Annotated in this window: 17 protein-coding genes; 4 read left to right on the top strand and 13 right to left on the bottom strand. The window is 70.5% G+C overall.

Annotation, left to right across the window (positions count from 1 at the left end):
- Window positions 1-39: 39 nt before the first annotated feature.
- Entirely contained in the window at window positions 40-1,101 is a 1,062-nt protein-coding gene (locus R3A49_07000; GenBank protein MEZ5170479.1) for a diacylglycerol kinase, read from the top strand.
- 35 nt (window positions 1,102-1,136) lie between these two features.
- Here the strand turns inward: R3A49_07000 and R3A49_06995 are convergent, their stop codons facing one another.
- The gene (locus tag R3A49_06995; protein ID MEZ5170478.1) at window positions 1,137-1,676 is read right to left on the bottom strand and encodes a hypothetical protein; all 540 of its coding nucleotides are present in this window, start codon (window positions 1,674-1,676) and stop codon (window positions 1,137-1,139) included.
- 28 nt (window positions 1,677-1,704) lie between these two features.
- Here R3A49_06995 and R3A49_06990 point away from each other — a divergent pair, with 28 nt between their 5' ends.
- Window positions 1,705-1,911, top strand: coding sequence for a hypothetical protein (locus tag R3A49_06990; GenBank protein MEZ5170477.1), 207 nt, complete (start codon window positions 1,705-1,707; stop codon window positions 1,909-1,911).
- Here the strand turns inward: R3A49_06990 and R3A49_06985 are convergent.
- The 9 genes from R3A49_06985 to R3A49_06945 form a co-directional block, all read right to left on the bottom strand.
- Window positions 1,890-2,039 (bottom strand): hypothetical protein, encoded by a 150-nt coding sequence (locus R3A49_06985; protein MEZ5170476.1) that lies wholly within the window; start codon window positions 2,037-2,039, stop codon window positions 1,890-1,892. The genes R3A49_06990 and R3A49_06985 overlap by 22 nt on opposite strands.
- A 63-nt stretch (window positions 2,040-2,102) precedes the next feature.
- Complete coding sequence (locus tag R3A49_06980) at window positions 2,103-2,849, bottom strand: glycosyltransferase family 2 protein (GenBank protein ID MEZ5170475.1); 747 nt, start codon at window positions 2,847-2,849, stop codon at window positions 2,103-2,105.
- 32 nt (window positions 2,850-2,881) lie between these two features.
- Window positions 2,882-3,313 (bottom strand): OB-fold domain-containing protein, encoded by a 432-nt coding sequence (locus tag R3A49_06975; protein MEZ5170474.1) that lies wholly within the window; start codon window positions 3,311-3,313, stop codon window positions 2,882-2,884.
- Complete coding sequence (locus tag R3A49_06970) at window positions 3,313-4,491, bottom strand: transporter (protein MEZ5170473.1); 1,179 nt, start codon at window positions 4,489-4,491, stop codon at window positions 3,313-3,315. The genes R3A49_06975 and R3A49_06970 overlap by 1 nt, the downstream gene beginning before the upstream one ends.
- A gap of 69 nt (window positions 4,492-4,560) precedes the next feature.
- Complete coding sequence (locus R3A49_06965; GenBank protein MEZ5170472.1) at window positions 4,561-5,328, bottom strand: UDP-galactose-lipid carrier transferase; 768 nt, start codon at window positions 5,326-5,328, stop codon at window positions 4,561-4,563.
- 31 nt (window positions 5,329-5,359) lie between these two features.
- On the bottom strand, window positions 5,360-6,142 hold the full coding sequence (locus tag R3A49_06960) for an ATP-binding cassette domain-containing protein (protein ID MEZ5170471.1): 783 nt from the start codon (window positions 6,140-6,142) through the stop codon (window positions 5,360-5,362).
- Window positions 6,139-6,987: an ABC transporter permease gene (locus R3A49_06955; protein MEZ5170470.1), complete on the bottom strand. Its 849-nt coding sequence runs from the start codon at window positions 6,985-6,987 to the stop codon at window positions 6,139-6,141. The genes R3A49_06960 and R3A49_06955 overlap by 4 nt, the downstream gene beginning before the upstream one ends.
- Window positions 6,984-7,736: a molybdate ABC transporter substrate-binding protein gene (gene modA, locus R3A49_06950; protein ID MEZ5170469.1), complete on the bottom strand. Its 753-nt coding sequence runs from the start codon at window positions 7,734-7,736 to the stop codon at window positions 6,984-6,986. The genes R3A49_06955 and modA overlap by 4 nt, the downstream gene beginning before the upstream one ends.
- Window positions 7,737-7,765: 29 nt before the next feature.
- Window positions 7,766-8,161, bottom strand: coding sequence for a TOBE domain-containing protein (locus R3A49_06945; protein ID MEZ5170468.1), 396 nt, complete (start codon window positions 8,159-8,161; stop codon window positions 7,766-7,768).
- Window positions 8,162-8,359: 198 nt separating this feature from the next.
- Here R3A49_06945 and R3A49_06940 point away from each other — a divergent pair, with 198 nt between their 5' ends.
- Together R3A49_06940 and R3A49_06935 are read left to right on the top strand one after the other, a co-directional pair.
- Window positions 8,360-9,568, top strand: a complete 1,209-nt coding sequence (locus R3A49_06940) for an acyl-CoA dehydrogenase family protein (GenBank protein MEZ5170467.1) — start codon at window positions 8,360-8,362, stop codon at window positions 9,566-9,568.
- A 45-nt stretch (window positions 9,569-9,613) separates the two neighbouring features.
- Window positions 9,614-10,210, top strand: a complete 597-nt coding sequence (locus R3A49_06935; GenBank protein ID MEZ5170466.1) for a TetR/AcrR family transcriptional regulator — start codon at window positions 9,614-9,616, stop codon at window positions 10,208-10,210.
- On the opposite strand, the gene R3A49_06930 is transcribed toward R3A49_06935, so the two are convergent.
- The 3 genes from R3A49_06930 to R3A49_06920 all read right to left on the bottom strand — a co-directional run bounded on the left by R3A49_06930 (window position 10,200) and on the right by R3A49_06920 (window position 12,773).
- The gene (locus R3A49_06930; protein MEZ5170465.1) at window positions 10,200-11,207 is read right to left on the bottom strand and encodes an aldo/keto reductase; all 1,008 of its coding nucleotides are present in this window, start codon (window positions 11,205-11,207) and stop codon (window positions 10,200-10,202) included. The genes R3A49_06935 and R3A49_06930 overlap by 11 nt on opposite strands.
- 58 nt (window positions 11,208-11,265) lie before the next feature.
- On the bottom strand, window positions 11,266-12,372 hold the full coding sequence (locus R3A49_06925) for a Zn-dependent alcohol dehydrogenase (GenBank protein MEZ5170464.1): 1,107 nt from the start codon (window positions 12,370-12,372) through the stop codon (window positions 11,266-11,268).
- Window positions 12,373-12,488: 116 nt separating this feature from the next.
- On the bottom strand, window positions 12,489-12,773 hold the full coding sequence (locus R3A49_06920; protein ID MEZ5170463.1) for a hypothetical protein: 285 nt from the start codon (window positions 12,771-12,773) through the stop codon (window positions 12,489-12,491).
- Between the last annotated feature and the right edge of the window lie 11 nt (window positions 12,774-12,784).

Here is a 12,784-nt window from a genome sequence, read left to right as displayed (position 1 = left end):
CGGTGCACCTCGGAGGGGGAGAACCTAGGCTGTCTCGCCATGAAGCACAGGGTCATCCAGTGGGCAACCGGGAACGTGGGTGCAGCCGCCCTGCCGGCCATCATCCGGCACCCCGATCTCGAGCTCGTGGGTGTCATCGTCCACAGCGCCGACAAGGTCGGGCGCGACGCCGGCGACCTCTGCGGGCTCCCGGCCACCGGCGTGGTCGCCACCGACGACGTCGATACGGCGTTGGCCCTCGACGCCGACGTCGTGAGCTACATGGCCACCGGCGACCTCCGCCCCGACGACGCGGTCGCCGACATGTGCAGAGCCCTCGAGTCCGGCAAGAACGTCGTGTCCACGTCGGTCGTCTCGCTCGTCTACCCACCGTCCTACGATCCGCGGCTGCGCGCGCTCCTGGAGGATGCATGCCAGAAGGGTGGGACCTCTGCGTTCACCAACGGCATCGACCCGGGCTTCGCCAACGAGCTCCTGCCCATTCTCCTCACGGGCTTCACCGAGCGCGTCGACGCGGTGCGGGTACAGGAGATCCTCAACTACGACACCTACGACCAGGGTGAGGTCCTCTTCGAGACCATGGGTTTCGGGAAGCCGCTCGACGCCGAGCCGCTGCTGCTCCTCCCCGGCTCGCTCACTCTCGGGTGGGGTGGCGTCGTGCACATGATCGCCGCCGCCCTCGACGTCGATCTCGACGAGATCCGTGAGGTCCACGAGCGTCTCCCCGCCACGGAGACCTTCACCATCGCGTCAGGTGTGGTGGAGGAGGGCACGACCGCCGCGTTGCACTTCCAGGTCATCGGGGTGGTCGACGGCCGCGACGCCATCATCGTGGAGCACTGGACACGGCTCCGTGACGACCAGGCTCCCGACTGGCCGCAGCCACCTCGTGGCGGCGGCTACGTGATCACCGTCGACGGGTCGCCGTCGCTCCGGTGCGAGCTCACGCTCGAGGGCGAGGACGGCGACCACAACACGGGCGGGGTTCTCGCAACCGCCATGCGGGTGCTCAACGCCATCCCCGCCGTGGTCGAGGCCGACCCGGGGCTGCTCTCGTCCCTCGACCTCCCGCTTATCCCCGGTCGCCACCTGATGCGCTGAGCGTCGTGTCTCGGCCGGGTCCGGGCCGGGTGTCCCTAGAACGGCGGCGTCGGGAACTCGAAGGCGTCCGCGCTGTCGATGACCTCGAGACCGCCTGTGGGCCCCGGGGCGAGCAGGACCCAGATGGCGATCTCCGAGGCCGGCGGGCCGAGGCCGTAGACCACGCTGTCGCCACCCTCCTCCCAGAACGTCGAGCAGAGGATCACGTCCTCCGACGGCGATGCCGCAGCGCAGTCACCGACGTAGATGAAGTCCTGGTCGATGGCCCACGTGGCGATGGCCCCCTCGGCGGTCCCGTCGCCCGGCTCCGGGATGTCGGGACCGACGGGTGGGTCGGTCGGCTCGGGGGCCGGCTCGGTCGTGCTCGTGGTGGTGCTGGGCGACGACGTCGTGGTGGTCTCCTCCTCGGTCGTCGTGGTGTCGTCGGCGACCTCACCGCCGTCGTCCTTCGTGAGAAGAAGCGTCAGCAGCACGGCGATCGTGACGGCCATGACCACACCGACGGCGCCCAGCACCCACGGGGCCCACGGGGGGAGCCCGCCGCCGTCACCGTCGTCGTCGCCGTCGGGAGCCACCGCGCCCGGTCCACCGGGAGGTGGTGGGATGTCACCGCCTCCGGCCGGCGGCATCGGCGTCGTGGGCGGCGGGGTCGAACCGGCCGGCTCGGTCGGCGGCGGGTCCGAGTACGGACCCGGTGGTGGCGCGGTCTGGTCCGCGGGACGGTCAGGGCGTGTCGGGTCGGTCATGGGGAGGGAGGCGCTCGTCGACGGTCGGTTCGCTGCGGGGCGTCAGTCGTCGGAGCTGTCGTAGAGGCTCTCGAGGGTCTCGATCTCGCGTCGACGGCGGCGCGCCCGTCGACGGTCTGCGATGTATCCGACGAATTGCCAGCAGCCCACGACGGCCAACGCCGCGAAGGCCAGGGCGAGCAATACGAGCACGGGCTCCGCTCCCGGTGTCCGGTTCCTGGTACGTGACCATGTCACCCGCGTGGGACGTGTCTGTCAAGGGCGCCCGCGGTACCCGCCGGTGCCGGTTCCGCCCGCGTGGCGAGGTCCACCGAGCCGGTGGCGGAGCCGGGCGAGGCCCACGAGCGTCCGCGGGACACGCGTGAGCACAGGCGTCCGTGAAGGCCGACGTTCCTCGACGGTGACCCCGAGTGCCGACACCCCCAGGCCCGAGCGCTCGGTGCGGATCACGAGCTCGGTGTCGAACAGGTCGGCCCCTGAAGCGCAGGCACGGGCGAGTGGCTCCACGGCCTGTCGGCGCAGCGCCTTCATGCCGTGGGTGTCGGTCGTCTCGAGCCCGAAGCCGACGCGGAGGATCGCAGAGAAGCCCGCCGTGACGGCCCGACGCGTCCACGGCCGGCGGTCGTCGGCGTCGGGCGATCGCTTCGATGCGACCACGACCGCCAGATCCGGCTCGGTGTCGAGGCGCGTCAGGGCATCGTCGAGGAAGGTGAGGGAGAAGTAGTCGACGTCGAACGTGACGACGAGAGGGCTCTTGGCCTCGAGCAGGCCGTGGCGCAGGGCGGCCCCGTAGTCGGCGGCCGGCAGCGACGTGGTGCCCACCTCCGGGACGCTCTGCGCCAGGGCACGCGCGATGTCGGGGGTCCCGTCGGACGAGCCGTTCTCGACGATGAGGACGGTGAAGCTCCGGTGTCGCTTCCGCAGCCCTTCGACGATCTCGTTCACGGAGTCCTCGAGGTAGTCGGCCTCGTCGTGGGCCGGCATGACGACGGTGAGATCCACGGGCTCATCACCGGGCGGGTGGAGGGCGCCGGTCACGAGCCAGGCCCGAACTCGAGCAGGGCCACCCTGTCGTCGACCGGTACGAGATGGATGCGAACGGGCAGGTCGAGTGCGAGGTCGTCGTTGCCGATGCCGGACGTGTTTCCGACGAGCCGGACTCCCTCCTCGGTCTCGACTACGACGACCGCGTAGGGGATCCTGTCGGCGAAGAACGGGTCGACGGCCCGGTGTGTGATGGTCCACGTGTAGACGCGGCCCCGCTGCGACGACGGCTCCCAGGTCCATGCGTCAGACCCGCATTCGGGGCACCGGTAGCGCGGCGGGTGGCGCCATGCCGCACAGTCGGAGCAGCGCTGGATGTGGAGCCGCCCGGTGGCGCAGTGCCCGTAGAATTCCGCGTTGAGGCCGACCGCCTCGGGGAGCGTCCGCTCCACTCCGCGCTCGGGCGGGGGCGTGTCGGGCATCAGGGCGCGCCCAACACGACGAGGCTGCCGTCGCCGAAGTCGCCCCAGCCGGTGACGAGCCCCACCTCGGCGTCGTCGACCTGGGCCTCACCTGCCTGGCCCCTCAGTTGCCGCGTCATCTCCACGACGTGGTTGAACCCCCACATGTGGCCCTGGGAGAGGTGGCCGCCGTGTGTGTTGGTGGGAAGCGCCCCGCCGGGCGCGAGCGTGCCCCCACGGACGAACGCTCCGGCCTCGCCCGCACCGCACACCCCGAGCGCCTCGAGCTGGAGCAGCACCGTGTACGTGAAAGCGTCGTACACCCCCAGGACGTCGAGATCGCCGATGGCGACGCCCGCCATGGCGAGCGCGCGGGGCGCAGCGTCGGTGAGCCCGATGTGGAAGAGGTCGTCGCGGTTGGTGAGGTCGTCGGCGGGGGCCGGGTGCCCCTCGGCCGCCCCGAGGATCACGACCGGCGGCTGTGCCAGGTCGTGGGCGCGTTCGGTGCTCGTGACCACGACAGCCGCGGCACAGTCGGTTTCGAGACAGCAGTCGTATCTTCGGAACGGCTCACTGACCCACGGGGCCGCCAGGTACTCGTCCATCGTGAGACGTCGGCCCCGCATGAGTGCCCTGTCGTTGTTCTGCGCGTGCGCGCGGAAGGCCAGCGCAACCTCTCCTGCATCGGTGGGACGGATGTCGTAGGTGTGGATGTAGCGGGTGGCGATCCAGCCGTAGTACTGCGCCGCCGACGCCGCTCCGTAGGGGACGTAGAAGTCGACAACGGTGTCGAGAACCGCGTTCGGGTCGAGCCCGCGTCGGGGCCGCGGCACGTCGTCGCGTGGCCGGAACGCCGAGTAGCCGTTCCAGCCGGCCACGACCAGCACGGCGTCGGCCACGCCCGATGACACGGCCATGGCCGCGTGCTGCAACGACGCGGTCGGGCTGGCGCCGCCCATGTGCACGGTGGAGGAGAAGCGGACGTCGCCCAGCCCGAGGTTGGCGGCGAGCTCCTCGACGGTCGTGTAGCCCGGGGGAGGGATGACCCCGTCGATGTCGCTGCGGGAGAGCCCGGCGTCGTCGAGGGCCCCGGCGGCGGCCTCCAGCATGAGCTCCACGGGCAGGCGGGGTGAGCCCCGCATGTAGTCGGTCTCGGCGATCCCGGCGACGGCGGCGCGACCCGCGTAGCGAGTAGGCACTGTCAGCTCGTCGGGAGACACAGCGCCGGAGCGTAGTTGCCGGGTGCGACGGCCCCGGCGCCGGGCTCCTCAGTCCGGTTCCACACTCGGCACCGCGACGCCGCGCGCACCGAGAGCCTCCTCGATGGAGGTGACAACCGTCTCGATCACCTCGACCCGTGCCCACCGCTTGGACTCGGCGGGAACGACGAACCACGGCGCTGTCGGCACGTCGGTGCGCTCGAGCATGTCCTCGACCGCGGTTTCGTACTCGGCGCGCTTTCGCCGGTTCCGCCAGTCCTCCTCGGTGAGCTTCCAGCGCTTGAGCGGATCGGCCTGGCGTCGCTCGAAGCGTCGCGCCTGCTCCTCGTGGGAGATGTGGAGCCAGAACTTCAGCAGCACGGTGCCGTCGTGGGCGAGCATCTCCTCGAAGTCCACGATCTCGCCGTAGGAGCGGTCCCACTCCTCCCGGGTAGCAAAACCCTCGACCCGCTCCACGAGCACGCGCCCGTACCACGACCGGTCGAGGACCGCCATGCCGCCCCATCCCGGCAGCGCCGGCCAGAAGCGGCGGAGCCAGTTGTGGCGGAGCTCGTCGGCCGTGGGGGCCGAGAACGACACGACGCGCACGTGGCGCGGATCGAGACGTGCCACGAGCCGGCGGATCGCACCACCCTTGCCCGAGGCGTCCCAGCCCTCGACGAGGATGCACACCGGGGGACCGAGGCCCTGCGACCCGAGGAGCCCGGCCAGCGTGAGGCGAAGCTGCAGAAGACGTTGTTGCGCGGCCTCGAGCCTCTCGGCCTCGGCGGCACGCTTCAGGCGAAGCGTGAGGTCGACGTCGTCGAGGCGCCCCATGCGGCGGGACATTACCCGTCGGAGTCGAGGGTCAGCGGGGCAGGTATCCTGCCCCGCCCGAGCGACGACTCGGGGAGTTGTCTGTCCTCAGGGCCGCGGCGTACTCGGAGGCAGGTCGTGCGGTGATGGCGTCGGGCTCGTCGTCCTGGACGATCCGCCCGTTCTCGAGGACGATCACGCGGCGTGCGAGGGTGAGTGCCTCGGTCGGCTCGTGTGTCACGACGAGACGTGCCGGAGGACCCTCGGCGCCGTCGGGCCCGTCGCTGCCGGTGACGATCAGGTGCATCCAGCGGCGGGTGGGATCGTCGAGGTTCGCGAAGGGCTCGTCGAGGAGCAGGATCGACGGTTCGGGCGCGAGGGCACGGGCCAGCGCCACCCGCTGCGCCTCCCCCGCGGAGAGCGTCGGTGTCGAGCGAGCCGCCAGGTGGTCGGCCCCCATGCGCTCGAGCCATTCGAGCGCGCGCCGCCGGGCCGGGCCCGCTCGGGTGCCGCCCGCCCGGAGGCCGAACGCGACGTTGGCGATGACGTCGCCGCGGGGGAACAGGCGATGGTCCTGGAAGACGAACCCCGCCGCCCTCTTCTCGGGGGGTTTCCACCGGCCGAGTCCCGGGTCGTCGACACACACCCCGTCGAGTGTGACCGAGCCCGCGGTGAGAGGGGTGAGGCCCGCCACCACGCGCAGCAACGTTGTCTTGCCGGAGCCGTTCGGGCCGACGATCGCGACGAGCTCGCCCGCACCGACCGAGAGATCGACGTCGAGCGAAAACGCCGGGTACTCCACCCGGCCGCGGACCGACAGTTCCCCGCGGCTCACCGGGCCAGCCATCGCCCGCGTAGCCCGATGAGGACGGCCGCCGACACCGCCAGCATGAGAACGGCCAGTGACACGGCGCCGTCGAGTGAGGTCTGGAGTTCGTTGAAGAGGGCGAGGGGCAGGGTCCGCGTCTCGCCGGGCAGGCTCCCGGCGAACGTGATCGTGGCGCCGAACTCGCCGAGCGCCCGTGCCCACGCCAGCGCCGACCCCGCAGCGATCGCCGGGGCGACGGCGGGGAGCGTGACACGTCGCAGCACCGTCCAGGGACCGGCCCCGAGGGTCGCGGCGGCCTCCTCGGCCCGGCGGTCCATGCCCCGCAGTGCCGCGCTCACCGTCACCACGACGAACGGCAGCGCCACGAACGTCTGCACCACGACGACCCCGGCTGTCGTGAAGGGAAGCCGAAGACCCAACGCGTCGTCGAGGAGGGTGCCGACGACGCTGTTCCGGCCGAAGGCGAGCAGGAGAGCGACCCCCACGACGACGGGCGGGAGCACCATCGGCAGGAGCACCAGTGCCTGGAGAACCCTGCGGCCGGCGAACGCTCCCCGCGTGAGGAGGATCGCCAGCGGGACGCCGAGCAGTGTGGCCGACGCGGCGGCTGCGGCCGACGTGACGAGGGAGAGCCGGAGTGCGTCCAGGGAGGTGCGAGAGGTGAGGTCGTCGACGAGGCCCGACCACGGTGCCCGTACGAGCAGAGCGACCACGGGCAGGGCGATGAACAGCAGCGCGAGAAGGGCCAGCGGGACCACCCCGACCGGTGGGCGACCGGGCCCGGTACGCCGGTCGCGGGGCCCTCGGCGCGCGCGCGGTGGCGGGTCGGCGGTCACCGGCGCCGAGGTCACGGGAGCCCGAACCCCTGTGCTCTCAGGATGGCGCGGCCCTCGGGCCCGAGCACGAGATCGGCGAACTCGTCGGCCCCGTCGGGCGCGTCCTCCAGCACCGCGATCAGGTACTCGGCAGTGACGTTGTCGGCGCGAGGGATCGCGACGGTCTCGAGCGCGTCATCGGTCGCCGCGACATCGGTGACGTACACGATTCCTGCATCCGCTTCTCCGAGACTGACCTTCGTGACCACACCCCGGACGTTGCCCTCGAGGGTGGCGGGGTCGACCACGACGCCCGCCCGGTCGAGGACGTCGGCGGCGTAGGCCCCCGCCGGAACCGCTGGATCTGCCAGCGCCACCCGGAGATCGCCGCGTGCGAGATCAGCCAGCCCGGTGATCCCGGTGGGGTTGCCGCGCTCCACGACGATGGTGAGCTCGTTGAGGGCGAACACCTCCGGACCGCGACGCGCTCCCACGGACTCGACGACGTCGTCCATCGTGCGCCGGTCTGCGCTCGCGAACACGTCGGCCGGTGCGCCCTGGGCGATCTGGGTGGCGAGGCGCGCGGATCCGTCGAAGTCGAGAGCGACATCGGCGTCGTTCGACCGGTCGTAGACGCGGGAGATCTGCTCGAAGCCCTCGGTGAGGGAGGAGGCGGCGAAGACGGTGACGTCGCCGGGCGACGACCCGCCGCACCCGACGCCGCTCGACAGCACGAGCACCGCCGACATGACGATTCCGATCGTCGCACGTTCAGCGCGCCGCATTCGGGTGTGCCGGCGATGGCGGTGGACCATCAGCCGGGAACCTCGACGATCACGGTGGTGGCCTTCACGACCGCGACCGCGAGGGCGCCCGGCTCGAGCTCCAGCTCGTCGGCCGCCTCGCGGGTCATCAGTGAGACGATCCTGTGGGGCCCCGCCTGGATCTCCACCTGTGCCATCACCCCGTCGCGCACGACACGCGTGACGAGGCCGGTGAAGCGGTTCCGGGCCGACGCGCCGACGATGCGCCCGGGTTCGGGGGAGTCCGCCGTCTCCACGGCCAGTTCGGCGAGCGCGGCCCCGTCGACCACCCGGTGGCCGCCGGGGGTCCGCCGCGACGGGAGCCGCCCCTCGTCGGCGTGTCGGCGCACCGTGTCGGCGCTGACCCCCAGGAGCTCTGCTGCCTGTCCGATCCGAAACTCGCTCATACAAGAAAACTAGATCGACAATCTGGCGTATCGCAAAGTGCAGCGCAGGGTGCCGCGGCAGCCCCCCACAGGGGCTATCCTGTGGTTACCGAGTAGTAACAACGCACCGGGGTTTCCGGTCGACCACCCGAACGGCGGCGACCAGGAGCCCGGGCACCGAAGCGCCGGTCCGATCACCGGCCGTGCAGGGAGGCAGCCATGTCGGAGTTCTCGCTCGATCTCAACGAGGACCAGCTCCAGATCCAGAAGTGGGTCCACGACTTCGCCGAGGACGTCGTGCGGCCCGCCGCCCCCGAGTACGACGAGAGCGAGGAGACACCCTGGCCCGTCATCGAGGAGGCGGCCAAGATCGGCCTCTACTCCTATGAGGCCGTCGCCCAGTTCTTCGGCGACCCCACGGGGCTCACCTTCCCGATCGTCAGTGAGGAGCTGTGCTGGGGCGACGCCGGCATCGCCCTCGCGATCTTCGGCACCACGCTCGGCGTGTCCGGGATCGTCGGCAACGGGACACCCGAACAGATCAACGAGTGGGTCCCGCAGTGCTTCGGCACCCCCGAGGACATCAAGCTCGCGGCCTTCGCCGTCACCGAGCCCGGAGCAGGGTCCGACGTGTCGAGCCTCCGCACGACCGCAAAGAAGGACGGCGACGACTGGGTCCTCAACGGCGAGAAGACGTTCATCACCAACGGGGGCATCGCCGATGTCCACGTCATCGTGGCGAGTGTCGACCCCGAGCTGGGCTCGCGCGGCCATGCCTCGTTCGTGATCGGCCCCGACACGCCCGGGCTCGAGGCGGGCAAGAAGGAAAAGAAGATGGGTATCCGCGCCTCCCACACGGGTGGGGTGCTGCTCGACGACGTCCGCGTCCCGAGCGAGAACCTCCTCGGCGGCGAGGAGAAGCTCGAGAGCCGCCTGGCCCGTGCCCGGGAGGGCAAGAGCAACAAGACACAGGCTGCCATGAGCACCTTCGAGGCCAGCCGCCCCCTCGTCGGGGCGCAGGCGCTCGGTATCGCCCGCGCGGCCTACGAGTACTCCCTCGACTACGCCAAGGAACGGGAGCAGTTCGGCCGGGCGATCATCGAGAACCAGGCCATCGCCTTCAAGTTGGCCGACATGAAGATGGAGATCGACGCCGCCCGGCTCCTCGTGTGGCGGGCGTGCTGGATGGCCGCCAACGGCAAGCCCTTCGAGAACGGAGAGGGCTCGATGTCGAAGCTCAAGGCCGGTGAGGTCGCCGTGTGGGCCACCGAGCAGGCGATCCAGATCCTCGGCGGCTACGGCTACATCCGGGAGTTCCCGGTGGAGCAGTGGCACCGCGACTCGAAGATCTACACCCTCTTCGAGGGGACCTCGGAGATCCAGCGCCTCGTCGTGGCACGGGCGATCTCGGGCGTTCACATCAAGTAGCGGGCGCCACGCGCCGGTACGGCGCGCCACCGCTAGCCTTGGCACATGAGACTGGCCGCGCCCGACCGGCGCCACCAGCTGGTCGGCGTCGCCCGCGACGTCTTCGCCGCCAAGGGCTTCCACGCCACGTCGATGGACGACGTGGCCGTGGCTGCGGGCGTCACCAAGCCGGTGCTCTACCAGCACTTCACGTCGAAGCGCGCGCTGTACATCGAGTTGCTCGAGACGGTGGGCGAGGAACTCCTGGCGGCCATCGCTGCGGCGGCCGGTGGGGTCTCGGGAGGGCGTCGGCGCGTGGAGGCGGGCTTCGGGGCCTACTTCGGATACGTGATGAGCAACCGGATGTCGTTCCGCCTGCTCTTCGGCGCGAGCGTCCGAAACGACGAGGACTTCGCCCGTGTCGTGGAGCGTGTGATCGAGCAGATCGCCGAGGCCATCTCCGGGTTCATCGAGATCGACGCGACCTCCGAGCACCGGCGCGTGCTCGCACACGCCCTCGTGGGGGTCTCGGAGGCGACAGCGCGCCGCGCGCTCAACGACCCCGACGCCGAGCACAGCCCCGAACGGCTCGCAACGTGGCTGTCCGAGATGGCGTGGTTCGGCCTGCGCGGTGTCCGCTCGGACGACCTGCCTAGCGGCTGACCTTCATCGGCATCTCGAAGCGGTCCTCGTGGTCGAAGTTACGGGACCAGAGCTCGTCGAGCCGTGTCTTCTCATCGGCTGAGAGCGGGCGATCGGAGGCCGACGCGTACTCGCGTATCTCGTCGGCGTCGGTGACCGTGGGGAGCACCGTCGCGAACGCCGGGTTGGCCAGGATCCCCGCCACAGCTGCCTGGCCGATGGTGCGGTCCGTCTCGGGCGCCCACAGAAAGGACAGGGTCTCGGCCTTCTCGAAGTTGTCGAGCATGTTGTCGCGGTTGCGGTGCGCCCGGTGGTCGCCCTTGGGGAACCGCGTGTCGGGTGTGACCCTGCCCGACAGCGTGTCGGAGGCGTGGGGGACGCGCGAGATGATGCTGCACCGGCCGTCGGCCACGGCCGGTTCGGCCGCGAAGGTGAGGCCGGGCTCCTGTTCGAGGACGTTGAAAACGGTCTGGATCGTGGCGATCGGCCGTTCCCGGAGCGCATAGAGGCCGTCGTCGACCCACCCGATGGCGGGACCGAGAGCAACCCCGATCTCGCGGATCTTGCCCTCGGCGCGGACGTCGGCGAGCGTGGCGAAGAGGTCGTCGCTCTCGATGGCGTCGAGACGTGCGTTGTGGAGTTGGTACAGGTCGACGCGGTCGGTTCCCAGGCGGCGCAGCGAGCCCTCGAGCTGCTCGCGCACACTCTCCGGGCGCCAGTCCTGGGGGCGCTCGCGTTGCCCACCCGGCCGCTCGGCGGCGATGTCGTAGCCGCACTTGGTCGTGAGGACGATGTCGTCACGGTCGGACGACAGCACGTCGGCCAGGAGCGTCTCGCCGACGCCGGCCTCACCGTAGACCGGCGCGGTGTCGAGGAAGTTGATGCCCGCATCGAGCGCGGCGTGCAGGAGACCCTGCTTGTCGTCGACGACGCCCCACCAGTCGCTTGCCATCGTCCAGGTTCCGAAGCCGACCTCCGACACCTCGAGGTCTGTGTCTCCGAGCCTGCGGTAGCGCATAGCGTTGCCTCCTCCCGCGGACGGCCGGTGGATCGTCGCTGCCCGTCGTGCCGGCGGCTCAGTCGAAGATGATGACCGAGCGGGCGACCTCGCCGTTCTCCATCGCCGTGAATGCCTCGTTGACGCCGTCGAGGTCGATCTCGGCGGAGATCAGCTCGTCGAGCTTGAGTTTCCCGTCCTTGTAGAGGTCGGCGAGCATCGGGACGTCGCGATGCGTCGTGGAGGATCCGTACCAGCAGCCACGGAGCTGCTTCTCGGCCACGAGGAACTCCATCGCGGCGTTGAACTCGACCGTGGACTCCATGTTGGGGACACCGACGAGGACCGCCTGCCCACCGCGCCGGGTCATCGCGACCGTCTGCTCGATGGTGGCGGGGAGCCCGATGACCTCGAAGGCCACGTCAGCGCCACGACCGTCGGTGAGCTCCATCACCTGCTCGGTGGCGTCACCGTGGCGGGGGTTGATGATGTGGGTGGCACCGAACTCCTCGGCCATCGCGAGCTTGGTGTCGAGCATGTCGATCCCGATGACGCGGTCGGCGCCGGCGTGGACCGCGCCCTGGATCGTGTTGAGGCCGACGCCACCGCAGCCGAGAACGGCCACGGAGTCGCCGGGCTTGATGTCGGCAGTGTTGACGGCGGCACCGAAGCCCGTGAGCACTCCACAGCCGATGAGCGCAGCCGACGCCAGCGGCAGCTCCTTGTTGATCTTCACGGCACCGATGGCGGGGATGACCGTCTCCTCGGAGAAGAGACCCGCTGAAGCCATCTGGAGCAGCGGCTCGCCATCACGGCTGAACCGGGGTGTCCCGTCGAGCTGGCCGCCGGTCACGAGCGCGGTGAGCCCGACCTCGCACAACTCGGGCTGGCCGTGGGCGCAGTAGAAGCACTGTCCGCACTGGGGAACCCACGACACGACGACGTGGTCGCCCACGTCGAAACCCGTGACGCCCTCACCGATCTGCTCGACGACTCCGGCGCCCTCGTGGCCGAGCACGGCGGGGATGGGCTGGAGCAGCGTGCCGTTCTGGACCGAGAGGTCGGAGTGGCAGACACCGGCGGCGGCCGTACGTATACGCAGCTCCCCGGCCCGGGGATCGTCCAGGTCCACGTCCTGGACCGTGATGGGGCTCCCGATCTCATCGCAGACAGCGGCCTTCGGCATGGTGCGGCTCCTCGTGTCGTGGGTGGGGTGTCGTGGTGTGCGCCGTGGAGACTCCGGCTGCAATCTACCGGGAGGGCAGAGTCGTTCGGTAGCCGGGCAGGCTCCGCGGCCGCCCGTCAGTGGCCGTCGGGCAGGCCCCTGTCGGCCCGTTCCGCCGCCTTGAGCCCGTAGCCCATCACGATAGGCACCGGCAGCACGACGATGGCCGTGAGCAGCGACACGATGACCGTCGTGACGGCCCATCCCGGAAAGTCCAGAGCGAAGGCGATCACGAACACCACGATCGACACCACGAGCGCCAGGTAGCCGACGCGTTGGCCGATCGACACCCACCGGGCGAGCTGTGCCCGACGGGCGAGGATCGGGTCGCTCTCCGGTGTGGCGCGATCGCCGTCGTTCACCATTCCGTTCT

This window comes from Acidimicrobiia bacterium (genome assembly GCA_041394025.1).
Lineage (GTDB): Bacteria > Actinomycetota > Acidimicrobiia > IMCC26256 > JAOSJL01 > JAOSJL01.
This window is presented reverse-complemented; position numbering and strand designations above follow the sequence as displayed.